The organism is Roseibium sp. AWQ4_290 (genome assembly GCF_056160985.1).
On the sequence record NZ_JBSWYG010000004.1, the window covers coordinates 229682 to 254965 of the forward strand.

General features: G+C 59.3%; 21 protein-coding genes. 18 read left to right on the plus strand and 3 right to left on the minus strand.

Features of this window, described 5'->3' with window-relative positions; translation table 11 throughout:
- Positions 1-44 precede the first annotated feature (44 nt).
- The 6 genes from ACXAH0_RS06095 (at position 45) to ACXAH0_RS06120 (ending at position 7241) form a co-directional block, all read left to right on the plus strand.
- Entirely contained in the window at positions 45-2861 is a 2817-nt protein-coding gene (locus tag ACXAH0_RS06095; RefSeq protein ID WP_475189724.1) for a hybrid sensor histidine kinase/response regulator, read from the plus strand.
- Positions 2858-3349: a chemotaxis protein CheW gene (locus tag ACXAH0_RS06100; protein ID WP_475173728.1), complete on the plus strand. Its 492-nt coding sequence runs from the start codon at positions 2858-2860 to the stop codon at positions 3347-3349. The genes ACXAH0_RS06095 and ACXAH0_RS06100 overlap by 4 nt, the downstream gene beginning before the upstream one ends.
- A 33-nt stretch (positions 3350-3382) precedes the next feature.
- On the plus strand, positions 3383-3748 hold the full coding sequence (locus ACXAH0_RS06105; RefSeq protein WP_475173730.1) for a response regulator: 366 nt from the start codon (positions 3383-3385) through the stop codon (positions 3746-3748).
- 20 nt (positions 3749-3768) lie between these two features.
- Positions 3769-4986: a protein-glutamate methylesterase/protein-glutamine glutaminase gene (locus ACXAH0_RS06110; RefSeq protein WP_475189725.1), complete on the plus strand. Its 1218-nt coding sequence runs from the start codon at positions 3769-3771 to the stop codon at positions 4984-4986.
- Entirely contained in the window at positions 4983-5867 is an 885-nt protein-coding gene (locus ACXAH0_RS06115) for a CheR family methyltransferase (RefSeq protein ID WP_475189728.1), read from the plus strand. The genes ACXAH0_RS06110 and ACXAH0_RS06115 overlap by 4 nt, the downstream gene beginning before the upstream one ends.
- A 405-nt stretch (positions 5868-6272) precedes the next feature.
- Positions 6273-7241, plus strand: coding sequence for an MBL fold metallo-hydrolase (locus tag ACXAH0_RS06120; protein ID WP_475173737.1), 969 nt, complete (start codon positions 6273-6275; stop codon positions 7239-7241).
- Between the two features lie 175 nt (positions 7242-7416).
- On the opposite strand, the gene ctrA is transcribed toward ACXAH0_RS06120, so the two are convergent.
- The gene (gene ctrA, locus ACXAH0_RS06125) at positions 7417-8109 is read right to left on the minus strand and encodes a response regulator transcription factor CtrA (protein ID WP_029064643.1); all 693 of its coding nucleotides are present in this window, start codon (positions 8107-8109) and stop codon (positions 7417-7419) included.
- 373 nt (positions 8110-8482) lie between these two features.
- Between ctrA and fliI the strand changes: the two genes are divergently transcribed.
- The 3 genes from fliI to ACXAH0_RS06140 all read left to right on the plus strand — a co-directional run bounded on the left by fliI (position 8483) and on the right by ACXAH0_RS06140 (position 10888).
- Positions 8483-9808 (plus strand): flagellar protein export ATPase FliI, encoded by a 1326-nt coding sequence (fliI, locus tag ACXAH0_RS06130; RefSeq protein WP_475189730.1) that lies wholly within the window; start codon positions 8483-8485, stop codon positions 9806-9808.
- 28 nt (positions 9809-9836) lie between these two features.
- Positions 9837-10244 carry a flagellar export protein FliJ gene (fliJ, locus tag ACXAH0_RS06135; RefSeq protein ID WP_475173747.1) on the plus strand — a complete coding sequence of 136 codons (408 nt, stop codon included), beginning with the start codon at positions 9837-9839 and terminating at the stop codon, positions 10242-10244.
- 209 nt (positions 10245-10453) lie between these two features.
- Positions 10454-10888 (plus strand): paraquat-inducible protein A, encoded by a 435-nt coding sequence (locus tag ACXAH0_RS06140; RefSeq protein ID WP_475189732.1) that lies wholly within the window; start codon positions 10454-10456, stop codon positions 10886-10888.
- A gap of 172 nt (positions 10889-11060) precedes the next feature.
- On the opposite strand, the gene ACXAH0_RS06145 is transcribed toward ACXAH0_RS06140, so the two are convergent.
- Positions 11061-12137, minus strand: a complete 1077-nt coding sequence (locus ACXAH0_RS06145) for a DUF2336 domain-containing protein (RefSeq protein ID WP_475189734.1) — start codon at positions 12135-12137, stop codon at positions 11061-11063.
- 282 nt (positions 12138-12419) lie between these two features.
- Between ACXAH0_RS06145 and ACXAH0_RS06150 the strand changes: the two genes are divergently transcribed.
- Positions 12420-14762 (plus strand): mechanosensitive ion channel domain-containing protein, encoded by a 2343-nt coding sequence (locus tag ACXAH0_RS06150; RefSeq protein ID WP_475189737.1) that lies wholly within the window; start codon positions 12420-12422, stop codon positions 14760-14762.
- Between the two features lie 36 nt (positions 14763-14798).
- Here ACXAH0_RS06150 and ACXAH0_RS06155 read toward each other — a convergent pair whose 3' ends face one another.
- Positions 14799-15098 carry a hypothetical protein gene (locus tag ACXAH0_RS06155; protein WP_475189739.1) on the minus strand — a complete coding sequence of 100 codons (300 nt, stop codon included), beginning with the start codon at positions 15096-15098 and terminating at the stop codon, positions 14799-14801.
- Between the two features lie 59 nt (positions 15099-15157).
- Between ACXAH0_RS06155 and glpD the strand changes: the two genes are divergently transcribed.
- From glpD to ACXAH0_RS06195, 8 genes are all read left to right on the plus strand, one after another.
- Positions 15158-16678: a glycerol-3-phosphate dehydrogenase gene (glpD, locus tag ACXAH0_RS06160; RefSeq protein ID WP_475189741.1), complete on the plus strand. Its 1521-nt coding sequence runs from the start codon at positions 15158-15160 to the stop codon at positions 16676-16678.
- Between the two features lie 239 nt (positions 16679-16917).
- Positions 16918-18411 (plus strand): glycerol kinase GlpK, encoded by a 1494-nt coding sequence (gene glpK, locus ACXAH0_RS06165; RefSeq protein ID WP_475173759.1) that lies wholly within the window; start codon positions 16918-16920, stop codon positions 18409-18411.
- A 383-nt stretch (positions 18412-18794) separates the two neighbouring features.
- Complete coding sequence (locus tag ACXAH0_RS06170; protein WP_475189743.1) at positions 18795-20399, plus strand: ABC transporter substrate-binding protein; 1605 nt, start codon at positions 18795-18797, stop codon at positions 20397-20399.
- A gap of 120 nt (positions 20400-20519) precedes the next feature.
- Positions 20520-21527: an ABC transporter permease subunit gene (locus ACXAH0_RS06175; RefSeq protein WP_475173764.1), complete on the plus strand. Its 1008-nt coding sequence runs from the start codon at positions 20520-20522 to the stop codon at positions 21525-21527.
- Positions 21528-21544: 17 nt separating this feature from the next.
- Positions 21545-22474 (plus strand): ABC transporter permease subunit, encoded by a 930-nt coding sequence (locus ACXAH0_RS06180; protein ID WP_475189744.1) that lies wholly within the window; start codon positions 21545-21547, stop codon positions 22472-22474.
- A gap of 5 nt (positions 22475-22479) precedes the next feature.
- Positions 22480-23175 (plus strand): hypothetical protein, encoded by a 696-nt coding sequence (locus ACXAH0_RS06185; protein ID WP_475173769.1) that lies wholly within the window; start codon positions 22480-22482, stop codon positions 23173-23175.
- A gap of 99 nt (positions 23176-23274) precedes the next feature.
- Positions 23275-24111: an ABC transporter ATP-binding protein gene (locus ACXAH0_RS06190; protein WP_475189747.1), complete on the plus strand. Its 837-nt coding sequence runs from the start codon at positions 23275-23277 to the stop codon at positions 24109-24111.
- Between the two features lies 1 nt (position 24112).
- The gene (locus tag ACXAH0_RS06195) at positions 24113-24943 is read left to right on the plus strand and encodes a dipeptide ABC transporter ATP-binding protein (protein ID WP_475173774.1); all 831 of its coding nucleotides are present in this window, start codon (positions 24113-24115) and stop codon (positions 24941-24943) included.
- Positions 24944-25284 lie beyond the last annotated feature (341 nt).

The window sequence follows — 25284 nt, forward strand, 5'->3', positions numbered from 1 at the left end:
CTTTCGGGATGCGGAACCAGTAACAAGTCGGGTGAGAGCAGGCCATGGACGACCTCCTCAGGGAATTCATTACCGAGACCAATGAGAGTCTCGATGTTGTTGACGTTGAGCTCGTAAAGTTCGAGCAGGAACCGAACAACGCTACTATTCTTGATAACATTTTCCGTTTGGTACACACCATCAAGGGTACCTGCGGCTTCCTGGGTCTGCCCCGGCTGGAAGGGATTGCGCACGCGGCCGAAACCCTTATGGGCAAATTCCGTGACGGCGCTCCGGTTACCCAGGAGGCGGTTTCGCTCATTCTGGTCTCCATCGACCAGATCAAGGACATCCTCGGTGAGCTGGAAGCTGCCGAAGGTGAGGAGCCGGAAGGCGACGACAGCGAGCTGATCGGCAATCTGGAAGAGATGTCCGCCAAGGCCGACAAGGCAATGGCAGGAGAAGCCGACGCTCCGGCGGAAAGCGCGCCGGCGGAAGCCGAAGCTGAGGCCCCGGCCGAAGAGGCTGCTGAGGAAAACGCTGCTGATCAGGCGCTTGAACGGCCGCTGCGCCCCGGGGAAGTCTCCCTGGATGAACTTGAGCGGGCGTTCCGTGAGACGGAAATAGAGGTTGAGGTCGCCGAGCCGGAAACCGCAGAAGCCGAAGAGGCTGCGGATGAGGTCGAGGAGCCTGCTCCGGCCCCTGCGCCTGCACCTGCTGCCAAGGCGGAAGCCAAACCCGAACCTGCAAAACCGGCCGCCGCCAAAAAGGCGGAGGGTGGCGCTGAGAAGAAAGCTGCCGGAGGCGGTGTTTCCAACCAGAGCATCCGTGTTGCAGTCGACACGCTCGAACATCTGATGACGATGGTTTCCGAGCTCGTGCTGACCCGGAACCAGCTTCTTGAAATTGTCCGCCGTCATGAAGACAGCGAATTCAAGGTACCGCTGCAGCGCCTGTCCAACGTGACGGCTGAGCTGCAGGAAGGGGTCATGGCGACCCGGATGCAGCCGATCGGGAATGCGTGGCAGAAACTGCCGCGGATCGTGCGCGATCTGAGCCAGGAACTGGAAAAGCCGATCGAACTGGAAATGATCGGCGCCGATACGGAACTGGACCGCCAGGTCCTTGAAATGATCAAGGACCCGCTGACCCACATGGTCCGCAACTCCGCCGACCATGGTCTGGAGCTGCCGGAAGACCGCCGGGCGGCTGGGAAGCCTGAAAAAGGCACGATCACCCTTGCAGCCTATCATGAAGGCGGCCACATCATCATCGAAGTCCGGGACGACGGTAAGGGCATCGATGTCGACAAGGTGAAGTCGAAGGTCGTTGAACGCGGTCTTGCAACGGAAGCCGAAGTCGAGAAGATGACGGATTCCCAGATCCATAAATTCATCTTCCATGCGGGCTTCTCCACCGCTGCCGCCATTACCAGCGTTTCCGGACGCGGTGTCGGTATGGATGTTGTGCGCAACAACATCGAGCTGATCGGCGGCACGGTTGACCTGCGCTCGACCACGGGCAAGGGCTCCAGCTTCATCATCAAGATCCCGCTCACCCTGGCCATTGTCTCCACCTTGATTGTGGAAGCGGGCGGTGACCGGTTCGCCATTCCGCAGCTTTCGGTCGTGGAACTTGTGCGGGTTCAGGCGAATTCGGAGCACCGCATCGAGCGCATCAAGGACACCCCGGTGCTGCGCTTGCGCAACAAGTTGCTGCCGCTGGTGCATCTGTCCCAGCTTCTGGGTATCTATGAAGGTGAAGATGTCGAGCAGGCGATCAGCTCCGACAACGGCTTCATCGTTGTTATGCAGGTCGGCAGTCAGACCTTCGGTGTTGTGGTTGACGGGGTCTTCCACACGGAGGAAATCGTCGTCAAGCCGATGTCGACCATGCTGCGCAATCTCGACATGTTCTCCGGCAATACCATTCTCGGCGATGGCTCGGTGATCATGATCATCGACCCGAACGGCATTGCAGGCGCCATGGCAAGCCATGCGTCCAGCGCGGTGGCCGAGAGCCAGGAAGAAGACAATGAAGATCTGCATCGCAAGGCCATGACCGGCCAGAACGCAATCTCGATGCTGCTCTTCCGGGCCGGGGCGCCGGAGCCGAAGGCTGTGCCGCTGTCCCTGGTCACCCGCCTGGAAGAATTCGAGGTCTCCAAGATCGAACGCTCGAATGGCCGGGATCTGGTTCAGTACCGCGGCGCGCTCATGCCGCTGGTCTATGTCAACGACGGCGATTGCCACAAGACGGAAGGCACGCAGCCGATGCTCGTGTTCTCCGACTCCGGCCGCTCCATGGGCCTCGTGGTCGACGAGATCGTTGACATTGTCGAAGACCGCCTGGACATCGAAGTCGGCTCGGAACGCCTCGGCATTCTCGGCTCTGCGGTGATCAAGGAACGTGCAACCGAAATCATCGATCTTGGCTACTATCTGCCACAGGCCTTTGAAGACTGGTTCATGCGCAAGGAGATGGACATCGAAGCGCTGACGAAGAAGGTTCTCTTCGTCGACGACTCCGCCTTCTTCCGCAACATGCTGACGCCGGTTCTCAAGGCGGCCGGGTATGATGTGACCACCTGTATCGGACCGCAGCAGGCCTTCGAGATTCTGGAGAACGGCGACAAGTTCCATGCGATTGTCAGCGACATCGAAATGCCGGAAATCAACGGCTTCGAGTTCTGTGAATCGCTCCGGCGTGACCCGCGTTTCCGGCAGGTTCCGATCCTTGCGCTGTCGTCGCTGGTGACCCCGGCCTCGATCGAGCGCGGCCGCCAGGCCGGGTTTGACGACTATGTCGCCAAGTTCGACCGTCCCGGCTTGATCGCGGCCCTTAAAGATGTCTTCTCCAATGAATTGGGAGCTGCAGCATGAGTGTGCTGGAACATAAACTCAATGAGGACGCTGCCACTGCCAGCGACATGATCCAGTATGTGACCGTGGTGATCGGGGGCCAGCTCTTTGGTTTGCCGATCTCCCAGGTCCATGACGTGTTCGTTCCGGAAAGCGTGACCCGGGTGCCCATGTCGGCCCCGGAAGTGGCCGGTGTGCTCAATCTGCGCGGACGCATTGTCACCGCGATCAACATGCGCCGCCGCCTGCATCTGCCGCCGCTGGAAGACGAGCAGATGATGGCTGTCGGCATCGAATACAAGCAGGAAAGCTACGGGCTGGTCATTGATACGGTAGGGGAAGTGCTGACACTGACCAGCGCCTCCGCCGAGCCGAACCCGTCCAACCTGGATCGCCGCTGGGCGGAAATCTCCGGCGGTGTGCACCGTCTGGATGGGAAGCTGATGGTGATCCTGGATGTGGACCGCTTGCTTGGATCAATGTTTACAGAACCTATGGCGGCAGCATAACGGCCAACAGGCCAACGAGTGGAGTAATGCCAGATGAAACAGTGCCTTGTAGTTGATGACTCCAGTGTCATCCGTAAGGTAGCGCGCCGTATTCTCGAAGATATGAACTTCGAGATTGTGGAGGCGGAAGACGGTCAGCAGGCGCTTGACGCCTGTAAGCAAACCATGCCGGACGCCATTCTTCTGGATTGGAATATGCCAGTGATGGATGGCCTGGAATTCCTGACCAGCCTGCGGGCTGAAGAGGGCGGTGAAAACCCGGTCGTCGTATTCTGCACGACGGAAAATGATGTGGCCCATATCGCCCGCGCGATCCGTGCCGGCGCAAACGAATATATCATGAAGCCCTTCGACCGGGAGATCGTCGAAGCCAAGTTTCAGGAAGTTGGTCTCATCTAGCTTCAGTTGGGCGGTCCTAAATGGCATTTGCACAAAGAAACGTTTCCTTGGGAACCAACCCAGGTAATGACCCCATCAAAGTAATGGTTGTTGACGACGCAGTCGTCATCCGCGGTCTGCTGACCCGTTGGCTCGGCGAAGACAAGGGACTGAAAGTTGTCAGCTCCCAGCGCAACGGCAAACTGGCCGTTGAAGACATCGAAAAAAGTGATCCTGACGTTGTCGTTCTCGACATCGAAATGCCTGAAATGGACGGCATGACGGCTTTGCCGCTGATGCTGGCCAAAAAACGTGACCTCGTCGTCATCATGGCGTCCACACTGACCCGACGCAATGCGGAGATCAGTCTGAAGGCCCTGTCTCTCGGGGCGGCCGACTATGTGCCAAAGCCTGAGTCGACTTCCGAAGTCACCACCTCCGTCGATTTCCGCCGCGAGCTGATCGAAAAGGTAAAGGCGCTTGGCGCCCGGGCCATCCGCATGCGCGGTCCGGCACGGACCATGCGTGCCGAAACCCGTGCGGGCAAGACGGCCCTGCCGGTCAGGCCAGTCTCCAGCCGTCCGGCAACCGACACGCGCGCAAGTTTCCGCGGGGCTGCGCAGCCAGCCGCCAAAACGGAAGCCGGTCTCAAGACGCGCCCCTATTCCTCTGCCCGGCCGCGTATCCTGGCCATCGGTTCATCTACCGGCGGGCCTCAGGCCCTTCAGGAAGTCATGAAGGAAGCGGGCACCGCGATCAATGATGTGCCCGTGGTCATCACGCAGCACATGCCGCCGACCTTTACCGCCATCCTGGCCGAACATATGGGCAAGGCTGCCCTGCGCCCGGCAAAGGAAGGCGAAGACGGTGAAACCCTCAAGCCCGGAAACATCTATGTTGCCCCTGGCGGCAAACATATGATCCTGGAAAAGGATGGCGGGGCTGTCAAAATCCGTCTGACGGATGATGAGCCGGTGAACTTCTGCAAACCGGCAGTCGACCCGCTCTTTGACAGTGTTGCCAAGGTCTATGGGTCCGCAAGCCTCGGGGTTATCCTGACCGGCATGGGCCATGACGGTGCCTACGGGGTCAAGACAATTGCGTCCGGTGGTGGCAGCGTGATCACGCAGGATGAAGCTACCAGCGTTGTCTGGGGGATGCCGGGAGCTGCTGCTCAAACCGGCATGTGCAGTGACATTCTACCGTTGAACCAGATTGGGCCGAAGATTTCTCGCGTACTGAAGGGGAATACAAGATGACTCCGAGCGAGTTCGAATTCCTCAAGACTTTCCTGAAAACCCGGTCCGGCCTGGTGCTTTCGAACGACAAGCAATATCTGGTGGAAAGCCGTCTGCAGCCGATTGCCCGTAGCTCGAAGCTGGAAACCTTAAGCGCGGTCATCCAGACCCTGCAGCGGGGCACCAACAAGGCACTCGAGACCGACGTCATCGAAGCCATGACGACAAACGAGTCGTTTTTCTTCCGGGACAAGACCCCGTTCGACCATTTCCGGGACACCATGCTGCCGTCGCTTCTGGAGGCCCGGGCCTCCCGCCGCCAGCTCAAGATCTGGTGTGCTGCGGCCTCGACGGGACAGGAACCCTATTCTCTGGGCATTTGCCTGAAGGAAGAAGCGGCGAAGATGGCGGGCTGGTGCACGCGCATTCTGGGCACCGACCTGTCACAGGAGGTTCTGGAAAAGGCAAAAGCCGGTCTTTACAGCCAGTTCGAAGTCCAGCGGGGTCTGCCGATCCAGATGCTGCTGAAATATTTCGACCAGAAGGGCGACATGTGGCAGATCAATGCTGCCATGCGGGCCATGGTGGAGTGGAAGAAGCTCAACCTGCTTGAGAATTTCTCCCATCTTGGCGAATTTGATATCGTCTTCTGCCGGAACGTGTTGATCTATTTCGATCAGCCCACCAAATCGGAGATCCTGGGCCGGCTGGCCAAGTGCCTGCCCGATGATGGTTATCTGGTTCTGGGGGCCGCCGAAACGGTCGTCGGTCTGACCGATGCGTTCAAGCCGGTCGCTGGCAAGCGCGGCCTCTTCCAGAAAAAGGCGGCCGTCCAGGCCGCCACCGGAACCTCACCGCGTCCGAAACTGGCCGTTGGTGGTGGAGCGGGGTTCCACCGCTAGGCCTCCGGCTGGTCTGATATTTTTCCAGATGGAATTGCAAAGGGCGGTCTTTCGACCGCCCTTTTGTTTTGGCGGGGGACTGGACGCATCCGGCGCTGGCACCTCCCTTGTGTTCACATATTGGTGAGCGCCCGCCTGCATTGCGGTTTCACAGCGTGGCGGGAGGCGGTGTTTCACGCTAAAAACCTGATCCCTCTGGGGAAGTTTCGCTGCCATTGGGCGGAGGATCTGTTTCTGCAGTCCGCCGCTCTCCTGCACGGGATCTTTTCTTTCCAGAGCTTTGCTCCACATAGTCCGTGTGAAACAAGCGGGTGCTTGCCTGTGGTTGCTGGTTGCGGTGAACCGTGACCGGCATGCGAAGCTGAGGGCCCCGCGGACACCAACGTTCCTGCTGGAGGGAAAAATATGAGCCTGACTGTGAACCTGACACGCCGCGCCGCCTTGATGGGGGCTGGAGCCGGACTGGCCGGGGCTGGCCTGGCCACATCCGGCGTTGCGCTGGCCGCTGCGGATAAGCAGGGAGCTTTGTCTGCGCCTGTCGCCCGCTATCAGGTGGGGGAGTTTGAGGTCAATACACTGCTGGACGGTGCGGTGGCCGTAGCCGAGCCGCAAAAAACCTTCGGTATGAATGTGGATGCGCAGTCCTTCGCCCAAACCTCTGCAGACAATTTCATTCCGGCGGACAGTTTCAGGGCCTTTTTCACACCGACCCTGGTCAACACGGGCAATGAACTGGTTCTGTTTGATACCGGCGTGGGCGAGGGTGGCCGTCCGGCGCGTGGCAACATGCGGGCTGCGCTGGAAAGTGCAGGCTATACGCCCGAACAGGTCGATATCGTGGTCCTGACCCATATGCATCCCGATCATATTGGCGGGTTGATGGAAGGCGGCGCCCCGGCCTTTGCCAATGCGCGCTATGTGACGGGCCAGAAGGAGTTTGACTTCTGGTCGGGCATGGATCCTGAGGCCAATGGGGTGACCAGGCTGGTCGCCGGCAACGTCAAGCCGCTGGCCGAAAACATGACGTTTCTCGGCGATGGCGGCGCTGTCGCCTCGGGCATTACGGCCGTGGGTGCCCATGGGCACACGCCTGGCCATATGGTCTACATGCTGGAAAGCGGCGGGCAACAGCTGCTTCTGGCAGCCGATACGGCGAACCATTATGTCTGGTCGCTGGCCCGCCCGGACTGGGAAGTGCGGTTCGACATGGACAAGGAAGCTGCTGCTGCCACCCGCAAATCGGTTTTCGACATGCTGGCTGCGGACAAGATCCCCTTTGTCGGCTACCACATGCCGTTCCCGGCAGTGGGATATGTGGCCAAAGACGGCAGCGGCTACCGCTATGTGCCGGCCTCTTATCAGATGTCCCTTTGAGATCACACCGCCTGTCACCGGATGTTCTGCTGCCTGAAATCAGAGATTTCAACGCTAAGACAAACCGGCTGAAATCTGTATGACGCGGCATGCTCTCAGAAAGGCGCAAATCTTCACAGCAAAAACCCCGGCCGAAAGACCGGGGTTTTTAAATTCTGTGTGGTGATCCGATGGATCAGGCGGCGGCTTCCACTTCCGGTTCGCGCAGAACGTAGCCACGGCCCCAGACCGTTTCAATGTAGTTCTTGCCGGAGGTCGCAGAAGCGAGCTTCTTGCGGAGCTTACAGATGAAGACGTCGATGATCTTCAGCTCCGGCTCGTCCATGCCGCCGTAAAGGTGGTTCAGGAACATTTCCTTGGTGAGCGTCGTGCCCTTGCGCAGGGACAGAAGCTCAAGCATCTGATATTCCTTGCCGGTCAGGTGGACACGCTGGCCACCGACTTCCACGGTCTTGGTATCCAGATTGACCTTCAGGTCACCCGTCACGATCACCGACTGGGCATGTCCCTTGGAGCGGCGGACAATCGCATGGATCCGCGCAACCAGCTCATCCTTGTGGAAGGGCTTGGTCATGTAGTCGTCGGCGCCGAAGCCGAGACCGCGAACCTTGTCTTCGATGCCCGCGTTTCCGGACAGGATCAGGATCGGAGTCTTGACCTTGGAAACACGAAGTGTGCGGAGAACCTCATATCCGGACATATCCGGAAGGTTCAAATCCAACATTATGATGTCGTAGTCGTACAGTTTGCCGAGGTCGATGCCTTCCTCGCCAAGATCTGTCGTGTAGACGTTGAAGTTCTCGGACTTCAGCATCAACTCGATGCTCTGCGCTGTGGCGCTATCATCCTCAATCAACAATACACGCATGCCAATCCCCTTATTCTGCCTTTCCTGGGCAAGTCGCAACGGCTCTGTCGGTACCGGACTACGAAGGACTGTTGTTAACCCCGACTCAAAGCTATCGGTTAATGGTTAACAAATTATGATTCGTAGCTGCAAGCTCCGAAGAAACGAATCTGTGAACAACGGACAACTTGTTGAATCCCCGAAAAAAACTTGGATTCATAAAGCTTAAAGTTGAACATTAACAAATCGGCGTAACCGATTCCGATCAGATTCCTTTCAACAAACCCAGTTTGACTTCGAAATGGCTCTCGCTTGTGGGCCTTCCAAAGGTTAAGATTAACCAGAGTCGTAAACGATCGGTTACCAAATCCGTTAACAGTGAAAGGAATTTTCCTTGAAGGCGCTTTTTGCCGAGATCGATTCGCTCATGCCGACCGAAATTTATGGCCGTGTAACTGCGGTGCAGGGCCTTCTTGTGGAGATCGCCGGGCCCATTCACGAGATGAGTGTCGGCTCCCGGCTGTTGATCGACAGTGGAGAGGATAACCCGAAAGTTCCGGCGGAAGTTGTCGGCTTCCGGGACGGGCATGCGCTTTGCATGCCGTTCTCAGGTCTGGAAGGCGTGCGCATGGGCTGCAAGGCGGTGATCAGCTCCCGGGACAGCGTCGTTCATCCGGCGGAAGCGTGGCTGGGCCGGGTGGTGAATGCTCTCGGCGAACCGATTGACGGAAAAGGGGATTTACCAAATGGCGGAGTGCCTCGCAAATTGCGAAGCGCACCGCCACCCGCCTCTGAGCGTAAGCGCGTGGGGCGCGCGCTTGATCTCGGTGTCCGGGCGTTGAACACCTTTGTCACCTGCTGTGAAGGCCAGCGTATGGGCATCTTTGCGGGCTCGGGCGTGGGCAAATCCGTGCTCATGTCCATGCTGGCGCGCAACACCAATTGCGATGTGGCGGTGATCGGTTTGATCGGGGAGCGGGGGCGTGAAGTTCAGGAGTTCATCGAGGATGATCTCGGGGAGGCCGGTCTGGCGCGCTCAGTTGTCGTTGTGGCGACATCGGATGAAAGTGTTTTGATGCGCCGGCAGGCGGCCTATTTGACCATGACAGTGGCTGAACACTTCCGTGATGAGGGGCATAATGTTCTGTGCATGATGGATTCGGTGACGCGATTCGCCATGGCGCAGCGGGAAATCGGTCTGTCCATCGGCGAGCCGCCCACGTCCAAAGGCTACACGCCGACCGTCTTTACCGAGTTGCCCCGTCTTCTGGAGCGGGCGGGCCCGGGCCGTGCGGAGGAAGGCTCGATCACCGGCCTGTTCACGGTTCTGGTGGAAGGCGACAACCACAACGAACCAGTGGCCGACGCGGTGCGCGGAATTCTGGACGGTCACGTGGTCATGGAGCGGGCCATTGCCGAACGCGGGCGTTACCCGGCCATCAATGTGCTCAAATCCGTGTCCAGGACCATGCCGCGCTGTGTGCCGCCGGAGCAGCTTCCGATCCTGCGGCGGGCCAAACAGTTGCTGTCGACCTATACGGATATGGAAGAACTCATCCGCCTGGGGGCGTATCGCAAGGGCTCGGATCCGACCGTCGACGAGGCAATTCACCGGTTTGCCCTGATTGATGATTTTCTCAATCAGGGAAAAGACGAGGCAACATCACTTTCTGATGGATATTTGCAACTCGCCAACCTTTTGGAAATGACTCCAGAGTAGACTGCCCATGTTAGGGGAGTATTGAGTTATGAAGACCCGCGACAGTTTGATCCGCTTGAAGCGGTTTCAGGTTGACGAAAAACGGCGGCAACTTGCGCAGATCGAAAGCATGATTGCCGAATTTAACCGGATGGCCGACGAGCTGGATGACCAGATCCGCTCCGAGCAGGAACGCGTCGGCATTACGGATGTGACCCATTTTGCCTATCCGACTTTTGCAAAGGCGGCGGCGGACCGGCGGGATAACCTGCGCAATTCCGCCCATGAGCTGGACGATCAGCTGCAGCGGGCTCAGGATGAGCTCAGCGAAGCGATCGAGGAACTGAAGAAATTCGAACAGCTGGAAGAGCGCGACCATCAGAGGGAGCGTACGGCACAGGAAATTGCCGAACAGGACCAGCTCGACGAAGTCGCGGCACGCGCGCGCACCCGCTAAAGACCGGCCCGGGGGCTTGGGTCCCCGCGCCGGTACGTGCCCCCCTGACGGAGGTTTTCCCGTTTGAAACCTGATTGCCGGGATCCGGCGGTCGGGTTTCGTTGTTTGCGGGCTTGTCTTTCCTGTGCCGGTGCCTGTTTGTTGCAAACAGGCCGCGCGAGCCTCATGTGTGAAGGCGGCGATCACGTTCCGGGGAGTTGGGTCTGACGATGCGTTTGTTTCTGGCTGTGTTGCTGCCGCTGTCCACGTTCTCTTTTGCGCTGGGGCTGACCCAGCCGCTGATGCGGTTCGAACGGCTGTACTTTCTGGAAGAGCGGCCCACCCTGATTGAAATGATTGGCGGGCTCTGGGAGCAGGGCGATGTCGCGCTGGCTTCTATTGTCGGCCTTTTTTCTATCGGCTTTCCCGCTGTCAAGATTCTGCTGATCCATGTGGTCGTGGTGACCGGTGGGCGGTCGAAATCCCTCGCCCTTCTGTCCATGGTCAGCAAATGGTCGATGCTGGATGTGATGCTGGTGGCGCTGGTTCTGTTCGCAGCCAAGACCAGTGGCCTTGCGGCGGCGGCCATTTTGCCAGGTCTCTGGTTCTATGCTGCAGCGACCCTGTCAACCGCCGTCGCCGCGAGTATGTGTTCCCGCACCTGATCGTCATGTGTTTTTCAAGATATTAAAGTGCGCCGAGCGCATCCGGTTTCAAAGCGTATTGTGTTCCATGTTGAGCCCTCTGATTTCAGGGAGCAAAGCGCAAATCCAATTGAACTTGGTATGATGTGTTGAGTTTGGGACAAGGACCGGATTTGGGAACCGGCTTGATGCTTCAGGACTTTTTCACCCGCCGGCGGGCCTGAAAATCGTCGCTGCGGTTTTCCTTTGCCTTGGCTGCATCGGACAGTTGTTTGGCGTAGGCAGACGTCCATTCACCGCCCTGGGCGGAGGGAATTCTCATATGGGTGCTGCGGGCTTTGGCCAAAAGCGCAAAGGCGGGCACTTGCAGACCGGCCTTGGCAGCGGTGCGCAGCACCACATCCATTTTACCGCTGAAGAGGGCATCCTTCAGTGAAGACAGGGCGATCCGTCCTCTGGCGCTCAACAGTTCGACTGCATGGTTGAAGCGGTTGTCCTGCAGCAAAAGGATCATGAGCTCGTCCAGGGTGACGTCCGCTCGCTGGGCTTCACGCCACAGCTGGCCCACATCCTGTGACTTCAAGGAGTGGCCAAAGGATTTGCGCAGGGCTTTCAGCCGGGCAATCTGATCCAGCTGGTCCTTCGACAGGGCCCCTTCGATGATGTCCAGAAGCCGCTGCTTTGTTTCTTCATCCACGAGCGGAAGCAACTGCCGGCAGGCGGCCGGTGAAAGATCGGAGCGCAAGGCAAGGGCGTCACGCAGCTTGGTGTCATCGGCCGCCAGCCTGGTGAAGGTCGACAGGGTCTCCCGGGACAGCTTGATCTCCCGATTGCCTGCCAGAATGTGATGTACGGGCGTGCCGCCCTTTTCTGCAAGCAGGTCCGACACCTCTGCGGGCAGGTCCGTGCGCTGGGCGAGCACCTGAAGATGGGCCTTGCTCAGGCGTTGCGACAGATCCAGCAGATCCTCCGGCGACAACAGGGAACATCTGGCCAGGACCGGCTCGGCAACCTTCAGGTCGTCACAGGCAATCCTGAGAACCAGATTAAGGGGGCTCTGATCAAACGGGGCGACCTTTTGCGCCAGATGCAGACGGTCATCAGGTGCACCGATGCTGTACAGTTCGAGCATCACTTCGGCAAACAGCGCGAGTTCCTTGCTCGATCTTTTGTCCAGATCGTTCGCCACAAGCCTGCTGACTTCAGCAAACAGCTTGCGCCGTGCCTCCACGGTCTCATCTTGAGCAAGTTTGATGAGTGAGCGTGCCATCCTACCTCCAACAGGAGGATTATTTCTGAATATTGTTATTTTTGCGTTACTAAAAATTACCGAGGCTTGCGTGGTTCGCGTATAAATTGTTCCCAAGCGTAAGATTCAGGTGATTTTGGCGAAATTAAAAAAGGGGTTATGTGTATCTCAGGTTGTTTTTAGCGCGTCGCGCGAAAGCCGTTGACGGGCTTTCCCGGGGGCTTTTCATCCGGTGCAGATCCCTGTCTAGTGTCCGTCTGTGACTGAAGCGGTCATGATGATGTCGAACCAAGCGGGAATGAGATGAAAACGCTGCGCCTATGTCTTGCGGTTGTTCTGGGAATGTTTGTGCTGTCTGAGGCTCCGGCTGCTGCGCAGGAGCAGGCGTCTGCATCACAAAATGCGGCCGAAATGCAAGAGGCCAGTGAGGCGCTGATCAAGGTTCTGAACGATCCGGAGAGCCGGAAAGCGCTCATCGGAATTTTGCAGAAAAACGCAGCTGATGCTGCCGGAAACGGGACTGAGGCCGGAGGCGCAGTTCAGGAGGCGGCACCTGCGGCGCCGCCTGCGCAAGGCGCGGCGCTTGCGTCGGATGGGGCCGCTGCCACGCCAGAGGCGGCAGCCTCCAATCCGGCTGGGCGGGGCTTTGTGTTGCGGGTTGGCGAGTACACGCGTGCCCTGGCCGATGAAGCCGGAAATGTTCTGGACCGGGTCCGCCATTCTCTGAAAGGGCTGCGGCTGATCCTTAGCGGGGACATTCCGGTCAAGTGGGACCGGGTCTATCTGGTGCTTTGGCAGGTTGCGGTGGTTCTGGTGGTTGCCTATGGCGCTTTCTGGATCAGCCAGTTTGCCGCGCGCCGGATCTATCCCAAGATGGCGCTCAAGGCCCGCTATGGGGGCGGCCTGATGCGCGCCTTCATCCTGATCGTGACGACGCTGATCGACGCACTGACGGTCGCCGTTGGCCTCGGGGTCGGCTATGTCATCGCGCTGCTGGGCTATGGCGGATTGGAGACCGGCGTGACAATCCAGGAAAGTCTGGCGCTGAACGCCTTTTTCATCACGGGCATGTCGAATGTCGCCCTGCGGTTTGTATTTGCACCGCGGCGTCCGGAACTGCGCCTGCTGCCCTTCGGGAACGAAAGCTCCGATTACTGGTATTCGTGGCTGCGCATTTACATGTACTGGAACAATTACGGCGTGTTCCTGCTGGTTCCGGCGGCCAATCTCGCCGTTTCCTTTGTGCTTGGCAACGCGCTGCGGTTTCTGGTGGTCTTTGCCGGCATGCTGGGGCTTATGGGGCTCATCAGCATCAACCGGGTCAAGGTCCGCAAAGGAGTAAAGGCCTATGCGCAGTCGCTCCAGAGCGTCCTGGCGCAGCGGGCCCTGTCCAATCTCGGCAATCTCTGGCATCTGGCTGCCTATGGCTACATTCTTGCGGTGTTCCTGGTCTGGGTGACGCGGCCCTTTGATGCCACCACCATCATTTTGCGGGCCACGGGCCTGTCGATCATCACCATTATGGCCGGCATGCTGCTCTCTCTGGTGATGACCCGGGCTATCAAGGGGGGCATCCGGCTGCCGGAAGACATTCACCGGAAGCTGCCGGCGCTGCAGTACCGGCTCAATGCCTTTGTGCCACGTCTGTTGAAAATCATCCGCTTTGTCGTGTTTCTCGGCACCATCCTGCTCCTGTTGGATATCTGGGGTGTCATGGATGTGCTGGGCTGGTTCTCCAGTGATATCGGGCGGGATCTTGTCGGGCGTTACGGCTCCGCTTTCTTTGTGGTGCTCGTGGCCTTTGTGGTTTGGCTCGCGGTCATGTCCTGGGTGGATCTGCGCCTGCAGTCGCGGGCAGGCTATATTGTCAGCGCTCGCGAACGCACCTTGTTCCAACTCTTCCGCAATGCTTTCAGCATCATTATTCTGGTGATGGCGGTGCTTCTCGGCCTGTCGGAAATTGGCGTCAATATCGGGCCGCTGATTGCCGGTGCCGGTGTGGTCGGTCTGGCCATTTCCTTCGGCGCCCAGACGCTGGTGAAGGACATCATCACCGGGGCCTTCATTCAGATTGAAAATGCCATCAATGAGGGGGATGTGGTCACGGTGGCCGGTTTGACCGGCACGGTGGAGGGGATCACCATCCGCTCCGTGCGGATCCGTGATCTGGACGGCACGACCCATATCATTCCGTTCTCCTCGGTCGATATGGTGTCGAATTTCATGCGCGGCTTCTCCTATCATGTGGCTCTGATCGGGGTGTCTTACGACACGGATATCGCCTTTGCGAAGCAGGCCATGTGCGATGCTTTCGATCGGCTGCAGGAAACGGATTTCCGGGCCAAGATCTTCGGCGATCTGGAGATGCACGGGGTCACCAATTTCGGGGCCAGCTCCATCGACATCCGCGCGCGCATCAAGACAACGCCAGGGGACCAGTGGTCTGTCGGCCGGGCCTATAATGAATTCATCAAGCAGGTGTTTGATGAAAGGGGCATCGAAATCCCGTTCCCGCAGGTGACCTATCACGCGGCAACCCCACCCTTTGCCGGGGGCAAGGCACCGTTAATGGGGAAAGACGGCGCGTCTGCCGTGTCTGACGCGCCTGCGGATGATGCACCGCCTGACGCCGAAGCAGCGCCTTAGGCGGCGGCCATAGGCGCCTTTTGAGCCCACCGTGCTCTACCGGGAGGGCTTCTTCAGTCTGACACTGAAAAAATACCGGCGCGCAGGACAGGGCGTCTTGAAGCCGGATGAGCGGGCCGCGTTCGAAAACAGATACCTCTCAAACAGTTCGCACTGTGAGGGCTGGCCTTCGAGCTGGCCCTGAAAGCGTGTCTTGAGGTCTCGGGCGAATTGTTGGTTGAATTTCGAGAAGTTTCGTTTTATTTTCATTTGGAGTTCAAAGGGCGCGTATGCGCTCGGGGTCAGCGGCGCGCGGCCAAAATCGGGGCGCTCTTGGACGTTGGCCGGATTTTTCATGGATCGAGCCTTCCTGGGCGCTCGCTCACGCGCAGGAGGCTCCAGCCGGAGACAGGCCGATGGCGGCTGAATATGACCTTCTGGTAATTGGTGGCGGGATCAACGGAACGGGGATTGCCCGGGATGCGGCCGGGCGCGGCGCCTCGGTGCTTCTGGCCGAAATGGGGGATCTGGCCAGCGCGACCTCGTCCGCCTCTACCAAGCTGATCCATGGCGGATTGCGCTACCTGGAATATTATGAATTCGATCTTGTGCGCAAAGCGCTGAAGGAACGGGAAGTGCTGTGGGGTATTGCGCCGCACATTGCTTGGCCGCTGCGCTTCATTCTGCCCCATCACAAGGACCTGCGGCCGGCCTGGCTGCTGCGCCTCGGTCTGTTTCTTTATGATCATCTGGGCGGGCGCAAATTGCTCCCGGCCACGCAAACGGTTCGTCTGGACCAGGGGCCATATGCGCAAGGCCTGAAGAAACTGTTCCGCAAGGGCTTTGAATATTCCGATTGCTGGGTGGATGATGCCCGGCTGGTGGTGCTCAATGCCCGGGATGCGGCGGACCGGGGCGCAAAGATCCTGACCCGCACCAAATGCATCAGCGCCCGCCGGGACAGCGAAGCCTGGTCCGTGGTTCTGAAAGACCTGGCGACCGGCGAAGAGCGGACGGTAACCGCACGGGTGCTGGTCAATGCGGCCGGGCCGTGGGTTGCGGACATGCTGCGCGGTGTTGTTGGTGCCAATAACAGCTCCGGCATCCGCCTGGTCAAGGGCAGCCATATCATCGTGCCGCGCCAGTTTGATCACGACCGCTGTTTCATCTTCCAGAATGGCGATGGCCGGATCGTGTTCGCCATTCCCTATGAGGGCGACTACACGCTGATCGGCACCACCGATGTGGATTATCAGGGCGACCTTGGTGCGGTGCAGATTTCCGGTGATGAGGTGTCCTATCTGTGCGCGGCCGCCAGCGAGTATCTGGAACAGGAGATCACGCGGGAAGATGTGGTGCACACCTATTCCGGGGTGAGGCCGCTTTATGATGACGGTGCCAAGGATGCCAAGGCGGCAACGCGCGACTATGTGCTGGAACTGGATGCGGGCGAAGGCCGGCCAGCGGTTCTGTCGGTATTCGGGGGCAAGATCACGACCTACCGCAAGCTGGCGGAGCAGGTTCTGGAGAAACTTGACGATCATCTGTCCTTGAAGGGCGGGCTTTGGACCGGCGGGGCGCCACTGCCAGGCGGGGATTTCCAGGTGCTGGCCTTCGAAACGGAAGTGGCCGGGCTGCAGAAGGACTATCCGTTCCTGACCGATAGATTTGCCACCCGGCTTGTCCGGCTCTACGGCACGGATGCCCGGCAAGTGCTCGGGGCGGCAGCCACCCTGGACGATCTGGGCGAGTGTTTCGGGGCAGATCTGACGCTCGCGGAGGTCGATTGGCTGATGGGCCGTGAATGGGCACGGACGGCGGAAGACGTTTTGTGGCGGCGAACCAAGCTGGGCCTGCGCGTCGGCAAGGAGGCCGCTGAGCGGCTTGATGCCTATATGACTGGCCGTCTTGCAGAGAAGACCGGCGCTGCGGCATAGTTTGCCCGGCCGCAGATCGCGGCCGGTTTGCCTGGTCACCCTCTTGAATCTGAAGTTCGTCTCCTTTCCAGCGCGTTCAGAACAAGCTTCAGCTTCATGAGGGTGACTAGAAAGTCTATGTTTCTAGTATGGTTTTCGGAATTGGAATACGCTACGGCGCGCGCTGCACAAATCAGGCGTATTTCAAGTCCACCACACTCGAGGCGGATTAAATCAACAAGACTATCGGGAGGTGCGCCATGGCAGGATGTGTTTTGGCCATAGACCAGGGCACAACATCAAGCCGTGCCATTGTGTTTGACGGGACCTTTAGTCCTGTTGGTGTGGGACAGCAGGAATTTCCGCAGCATTTTCCAAAATCCGGCTGGGTGGAGCATGACCCTTCCGATTTGTGGACCAGCACTTTGCGGGTGTGCCGGGACGCGCTTGCCAAGGCGCCCGAAGGCGGCCGCGGCGTGGCGGCAATCGGCATCACCAACCAGCGCGAGACGGCGCTGATCTGGGACCGGGCCACGGGAGAGCCGATCTATAATGCGATCGTCTGGCAGGACCGGCGTACGGCGGATTTCTGCGCGGGCCTGCGCGAGAAAGGGCTGGAGGACATGTTCACCTCCAGGACCGGTTTGCTGCTTGATCCATATTTCTCCGGAACCAAGGTCGCCTGGATGCTGGACAATGTGGACGGCGCGCGGGCCCGGGCCGAGCGCGGTGAGCTGGCATTCGGCACGGTCGATACCTGGCTGATCTGGCATCTGACCGGCGGCAAGGTGCATGCGACGGATGCGACCAATGCCTCGCGCACGCTGATCTACAATATTCACGAAAACGGCTGGGACGAAGAGCTGTGCGGAGTGCTTGGCATTCCCATGAGCCTCCTGCCGCAGGTCAAGGACAGCGCGGATGAGTTCGGCACGACCGATCCGGAGCTGTTTGGCCGGGCGCTGCCGATCCTCGGGGTCGCAGGCGATCAGCAGGCGGCGACGGTCGGCCAGGCCTGTTTCAATCCCGGCATGGTAAAGTCGACCTACGGCACCGGCTGTTTTGCCCTCATGAACACGGGCAGCACGGCCGTCCGGTCGAGGAACCGGCTGCTGACAACCATTGCCTACCGGCTTGATGGTGAGACCACCTACGCTCTGGAAGGCTCGATCTTTGTAGCCGGTGCGGCGGTCCAGTGGCTGCGGGACGGGCTCGGGCTCATTGAAAGCGCCACCGACACCCAGGGGCTCGCGGAAGGTGCTGATCCCACGCAGGATGTCTATCTGGTGCCCGCCTTTGTCGGGCTCGGCGCGCCCTATTGGGATGCGGAGGCGCGCGGGGCGATGTTCGGCCTGACCCGGAACACCGGGCCGAAGGAAATTGCCCGCGCGGTTCTGCAAAGTGTCGGCTATCAGACCAGCGATCTGGTGGAGGCAATGCGGGCCGACTGGTCCGGCGTCGAGCCGCCTGTCTTGCGGGTGGATGGCGGTATGACCGCCTCCGACTGGACGATGCAGTTTCTTGCCGACATTCTGGGCGCGCCGGTTGATCGTCCGACGATTGCTGAGACAACAGCACTGGGGGCGGCCTGGCTGGCCGGGTCAAAGGCCGGGATCTGGCCGGGGCAGGACGCGTTTTCCGCCCAATGGAAACTGGAAAAACGTTTCGAGCCCGGGCTTGAGGAGATCCAGCGGGGCCGTCTGCTGGCAGGCTGGCGGGATGCGGTTGGCAGAACACGCTCAAAATCTTCTTGAAAAGGCCATGCCCCGGGTGCCCGGACGGGTTGGCATCTTCCCTTGGGGGAGTGAGCTGGCCCGCTGGCGCCTGGATTCCTGCGGCCTTTTGCCCTTCTGAAAGGGAAGGTGCTGAGAGATCTTTCTTTTTCAAAAACTTAGACCATTCGGTCAAATAATTCTGCTGTGATAAAGCTTCCCCGTTAAGAGTGTTTCCGGTGAGAAAACTACGTCAGCGCCGCTTACCTAGCAAAAACATTTCAAAACATGCGTAAAATTAGAAATATGTTGGCAGTTGATTTTCTGTCGGAAAAAAGCCTTAGTTTGCGCTGGCTCGGGCTTAACTCCTTTGCACGTTTCAATGATGCAAGGCCCTTGCCCTTCATCAAGGGGAGAACAAATTGATGAATTTTCAAAAAACCTTGAAGGCAACTCTTCTCGGTGCGAGCCTTGCTGTGGTTGCGGCAAGCGGCGCGTCGGCAAAGACCCTGGTCTATTGCTCGGAAGGGTCTCCTGAAGGCTTCGATACCGCCCTTTACACCGCCGGTACCACATTCGATGCGTCCTCCAAACCGCTTTATAACCGGCTTGTCGAGTTCAAGCTCGGCACCACGGAAGTGCTTCCGGGGCTCGCGGAAAGCTGGAATGTGTCTGAAGACGGTCTGGAATACACGTTCAACCTGCGCAAGGGTGTGAAGTTTCACACGACCGATTTTTTCACGCCGACCCGCGATTTCAACGCCGATGACGTGATCTTCTCCTTCGAGCGCCAGCTGAAGAAGGACAATCCGTGGCATGAATACACCGCCGGTGCAGCCTGGGAATATTTCAACGGCATGTCCATGCCTGATCTCATCAAGGAGATCGTGAAGGTTGACGACTATACCGTCAAATTCGTGCTGAACCGGCCGGAAGCGCCGATGATCGCGAACCTGGCCATGGATTTCGCCTCCATCGTGTCCGCCGAATATGCCGATCAGCTGGCTGCCGCGGGCACCAAGGAACAGCTCAACCAGCAGCCGGTCGGCACGGGTCCGTTCAAGTTTGTCGGCTATCAGAAAGACGCGGTCATCCGCTATGCGGCCCATCCTGACTACTGGGACGGCAAGGAAAAGATCGACAACCTGATCTTCGCCATCACCCCGGATGCGGCGGTGCGTCTTCAGAAGCTGAAGGCGGGTGAGTGTCATGTGATGCCCTTTCCGGCACCGGCCGATATTTCTGATATCAAGGCTGACAGCGGCCTGACCCTGATGGAACAGCAGGGCCTGAATGTGGGCTATCTGGCCTACAACACCAAGGTCGCGCCGTTTGACAAGCCGGAAGTGCGCAAGGCCCTGAACCACGCCATCAACAAACAGGCCATTCTGGATGCGGTTTTCCAGGGCTCCGGCGAAGCGGCCAAGAACCCGATCCCGCCGACCATGTGGTCCTACAACGACGCTGTTGAAGACGACGACTACAATCCGGAGCTGGCCAAGGAAATGCTGGCGGCTGCCGGTGTCGAAAACCTGTCCATGAAGATCTGGGCGATGCCGGTACAGCGGCCCTACAACCCGAATGCACGGCGTATGGCCGAGGTCATTCAGGCCGACTTTGCCAAGATCGGCGTCAATGTCGAGATTGTCTCCTATGAGTGGGGCGAGTACCTGTCCCGCTCCAAGGACGTCAACCGCGACGGGGCTGTTCTGCTCGGCTGGACCGGTGACAATGGCGACCCGGACAACTTCCTGGCCGTTCTGCTTGGCTGTGATGGTGTTGGCGGCTCGAACCGTGCCCAGTGGTGCAACGACGAGTTCGAAGCTCTGATCCAGAAAGCCAAGACGATCACCGACAAGGCCGAGCGCACCAAGCTCTATGAAGAGGCGCAGGTTGTCTTCAAGGAGCAGGCGCCCTGGGCCACGATCGCCCATTCCGTCGTCTTCATGCCGATGTCCTCCAAGGTCTCCGGCTATGTGATGGACCCGCTTGGTGGCCACTGGTTCAAGGGTGTGGACATCGCGGAGTAAACCCGCCTGAAAACGTGAAGCGCCGGCAGGGATTCTGTCGGCGCTTTCGCAAATTCTGACCGGCGGAGGCCTTCCTTTCCTGAGAAGGGGTCCGCTGGTTCTTCGTATCTGGAACCTGACATGCTTCGTTTTCTTCTGGGCCGTATCGGTCTGTTGATCCCGACTTTTCTTGGCGTCACCTTTGTCGCCTTCGTGTTCATTCGCCTCTTGCCCGGGGACCCGGTTGTTCTTCTGGCCGGCGAGCGCGGCGTGAGCCCCGAACGCAGGGCTGAAATCCTGGCGCAGCTTGGCTTCGACAAACCCTGGTGGCAGCAGTATCTCGACTATATTCTCGGGATTTTTCAGGGAGACTTCGGGATTTCATTTGTCTCCAAACGCCCGGTTCTGGACGATTTTCTGACGCTGTTTCCCGCAACCGCAGAACTGGCCCTGTGCGCGATCCTGATTGCGGTCTGCCTGGGCATCCCGGCGGGCATCTTCGCAGCGGTCAAGCGCGGTACCGTGGCAGACCAGGCCATCATGGGCACGGCTCTTGTGGGCTATTCCATGCCGATCTTCTGGTGGGGGCTGCTGCTGATCATCCTGTTTTCCGGCATCCTGCAATGGACCCCGGTTTCCGGGCGCATTTCCCTGCTGTACTACTTTCCACAGGTGACCGGTTTCATGCTGATCGACAGCCTGCTGTCCGGGCAGAAGGGCGCCTTCCTGTCGGCGGTTCAGCATCTGATCCTGCCGTCCATCGTGCTGGCGACCATTCCCATGGCGGTGATTGCCCGCCAGACCCGGTCCGCCATGCTGGAGGTTCTGGGCGAGGACTATGTGCGCACGGCGCGGGCCAAAGGGCTGCCGCCGCGCTCGGTCATCGGCCTGCACGCCCTGCGCAATGCGCTCATTCCGGTGGTCACAACCATTGGCTTGCAGGTCGGCGTGCTTCTGGCCGGGGCCATCCTGACCGAGACGATCTTCTCCTGGCCCGGGATCGGCAAGTGGCTTGTCGACAGTATTTCCCGGCGTGACTATCTGGTGGTCCAGGGCGGGCTGCTTCTGATCGCGGGGATCATCATGATGGTCAATCTGATTGTTGATGTGCTCTACGGCCTCATCAATCCGCGCATTCGCCACACCTGAGCCGGAGGAAAAGAGCAATGACAGATCCCTCTGCGCCTGCAAAGGCAGACACATTGAAGCTGGAAACGGAAAGCCGGAATGCGACCAAAGCCCGGCTCGCCGAGTTCTGGTATTATTTTTCCCAGAACAAGGGCGCGGTCGCCGGACTGGTGGTCTTCGTGCTGCTGGTTCTCATGGCGGTTGGCGCACCGGTCCTGGCTCCGCATGATCCTGACTTCCAGTACCGGGACAGTTTCCTGACCCCGCCGGTCTGGCAGGAGGGCGGCAAGGACGCTTTTCTGCTGGGCACGGATGCCATCGGCCGGGACATCCTCTCCCGTCTGATCTATGGAGCGCGCCTGTCCCTGCTGGTGGGGGTCATGGTGGTCACGATCGCCCTGACCGGCGGCATCACCATGGGGGTGGTGGCCGGTTATATGCGCGGGGCCGTTGATACTTTCATCATGCGGATCATGGATATCATCCTGGCGTTTCCCTCCTTGCTGCTGGCGCTGGTTCTGGTGGCCATTCTGGGGCCGGGGCTGATCAATGCCATGATCGCGATTGCCATCGTGCTGCAGCCGCATTTTGTCCGCCTCACCCGGGCGGCAGTGCTTTCGGAACGGTCCCGGGATTATGTGGTTGCGGCCAAGGTGGCCGGAGCCGGGCACATGCGGCTGATGTTCAAGACCATCCTGCCGAACTGCCTGGCGCCTCTGATCGTTCAGGCAACCCTGTCTTTCTCCAATGCCATTCTGGATGCGGCCGCTCTCGGCTTTCTGGGCATGGGCGCCCAGCCGCCAACCCCGGAATGGGGCACGATGCTGGCCGAGGCGCGGGAATTCATTTTGCGGGCCTGGTGGGTGGTGACCTTCCCGGGGCTGGCGATCCTGATTACCGTTCTGGCCATCAATCTGGTCGGCGACGGTCTGCGCGATGCGCTTGACCCGAAACTGAAGAGGAGCTGAGGCGGGTGGACGTCCTGTGTGAAGCCGTTCTGTTTCTGCAAGGGCTGGAGCGGGGCGCGGCCACCGTGATTGCTGCGGCCACGGCCGCGATGATCGCGGCGGCGGCCTGGCTGGCGAAATCCGTCGTTGCCTGGCTGGTGTGGTGGTATGAGCGCCTGCGCAAGCAGGACGAGCTTCTGACCGCGCTCAAGGTCGAGATCCGCACCAATATGGACGGGGTCGAACCCCATGCGTCCGACGAGCAATATCAGCGGATCACCGAACAGCTGGAAGCGGCCAGCCGGGCCTTCAAGACCTATGACATCTACACGCTCGCCAGCGGCGACAATCTGGTCATGGGAACGGTGAAGAGCGAGCTGTCCATCATCCCGAACTCGCCGCTGCGCTCCATCGTGCGCTACTACAATCTGGAGCGGGGGCTTTACTATCTCTTGTCGGATCTGCGCAGCGATGCGTTCCGGGCCTTGAGTGTGGACCGCAAGACGGCGGTTCTGGGCAACTTGCGCGAGATCGCCCGGTCCTGCCTGAAGGCGGGGGCGAATGCGCGCCGGATGATCGCTGTCTATTGCTGGCTGTCGAGAGTGGCCCGCGCCGGGCTGCTCATTGTTGCGGCCAGCCTGATTGTCAATCTTGTCGTGAAAGTTTACGCGGCCGACCTGGCGGCGCTGTTCGGGGGGCTGCAAAAATGCCTGGCCCCTTAGCCGGAACCGGCCGGGTTCAGATCAGCGGAATGATAGGTTTCGTTCGCATGTCGTCTGGCCTCTTGTGCTGTATGACCTTTCATACTGAGGAAAAATATAATGCCACTCCTTGAAATTCGCAACCTGCGGGTCGAATTCGACACTGCCAAAGGGCCGTTCAAGGCGCTGGACGGGGTTGATTATACCGTCGATGCGGGTGAAGTGCTTGCTATTGTCGGGGAATCCGGGTCGGGCAAATCCGTTGCCATGCTGGCCACAATGGGCCTGCTGCCGGAGACGGCCACCATCACGGCCGATGCCATGACGTTTGAGGGCCTTGATCTGCGCAGCTTGAACGCCCGGGACCGGCGCAGGGTGATCGGCCGGGACATCTCCATGATCTTCCAGGAGCCGATTGCCAGCCTCAACCCATGTTTCACGGTCGGTTTTCAGCTCGGCGAAGCGCTCAAGACCCATACGGAGTTGAAAGGCCGCAAGGTCCGGGACCGGGTGGTGGAGCTGCTGACATCAGTCGGCATTCCCGATCCGGCTGGCCGGCTCAACGCCTTTCCGCACCAGATGTCCGGTGGCCAGTGCCAGCGTGTGATGATCGCCATGGCCATTTCCTGTGCTCCCAAACTGCTTATTGCGGACGAGCCGACAACGGCGCTCGACGTGACCATCCAGAAGCAGATCCTGGATCTTCTGGTCCAGCTGCAGCAGGACAGCGGCATGGGGCTGATCATGATAACCCACGATATGGGGGTGGTTGCGGAAACCGCCGACCGGGTGATCGTGCAATACAAGGGCCGCAAGATGGAGGAGGCGGACGTCTTGTCCCTGTTTGAAACCCCCCAAAACCCCTACACTCGGGCCTTGCTGTCGGCTTTGCCGGAAAATGCAACGGGTGACCGCCTGCCGACGGTCAGTGATTTTGCCGAAGCAGGAGGGTTCTGAAATGGCTGAGGATACAATCCTGAAAGTCCGGGATGTTTACCGGACCTATGACATCAAGGGCGGCCTCTTCAAGAAGGCGTCGCAGCTAACGGCGGTCAAGGGCGTCAGCCTCGATGTTGAGCGGGGTACGACCCTGGCGGTGGTTGGCGAAAGCGGCTGCGGCAAGTCCACCCTGGCCCGCATGCTGACCATGATCGATGCGCAAAGCGCAGGCACGATCGAAATCGACGGCCTGCCCATCAATATTGCAAAAACCGGTATCTCGCGGGAAATGCGCCAGAAGGTGCAGATTGTCTTTCAGAACCCCTATGGGTCGCTCAATCCGCGCCAGAAGATCGGTCATGTGCTGGAAGAACCGCTTCTTCTCAACACAGACATGCCGGCCGCTGAGCGCCGGGATCTGGCCCTTGAAATGCTGCAGAAGGTTGGTTTGCAGCCGGAACATTACGGGCGCTATCCGCATATGTTCTCCGGTGGCCAGCGCCAGCGCATTGCCATTGCAAGGGCCATTATGATGAAGCCGAAACTGCTGGTGCTGGATGAACCGGTCTCCGCACTGGATCTGTCCGTCCAGGCGCAGATCTTGAACCTCCTGGCAGACCTTCAGGACGAGATGGGCCTTACTTATGTGTTCATCTCCCATGACCTGTCGGTGGTGCGCTATATCGCCGACAAGGTGATGGTGATGTATTTCGGGGAAGTGGTAGAATACGGCACGCGCGATGAGGTCTTCAACAGCCCGCAGCACGACTACACCAAGACCCTGTTTGCCGCGACCCCCAGGGCCGATATTGACAGTATCAGGAAACGTCTGGCGGCCAAGGCCGCCTGATACCAACCTGAATAGATAGAAACCCATCTGATGGCGCTGGTCCGGATTGGCCGGCAAGGCGCGTTGCGCAGGACGGCCTGGTTGGCCGTTCAAGCGGCGCAACGCAGTCCGGCGGGCCGGAGCAGGCTGAGGCCGTGTTTGAGAACTGTTCAGCTGCGTCCCAGGTTTTGAACGATAAACCATATCGCCCTGCAACCTGCTCCTTGCCGAACAGTCCCCAAACACCGTCAGATCGGTTCCTAGCTATTGAGGTTGGTATGAGATGCCCGGCAGAAGGGCGCCAGGGGTGTTTCTCAGTTGTGGAAAAAGCGGCATTCGCGCAGACCGGGATCCGTGAAAAC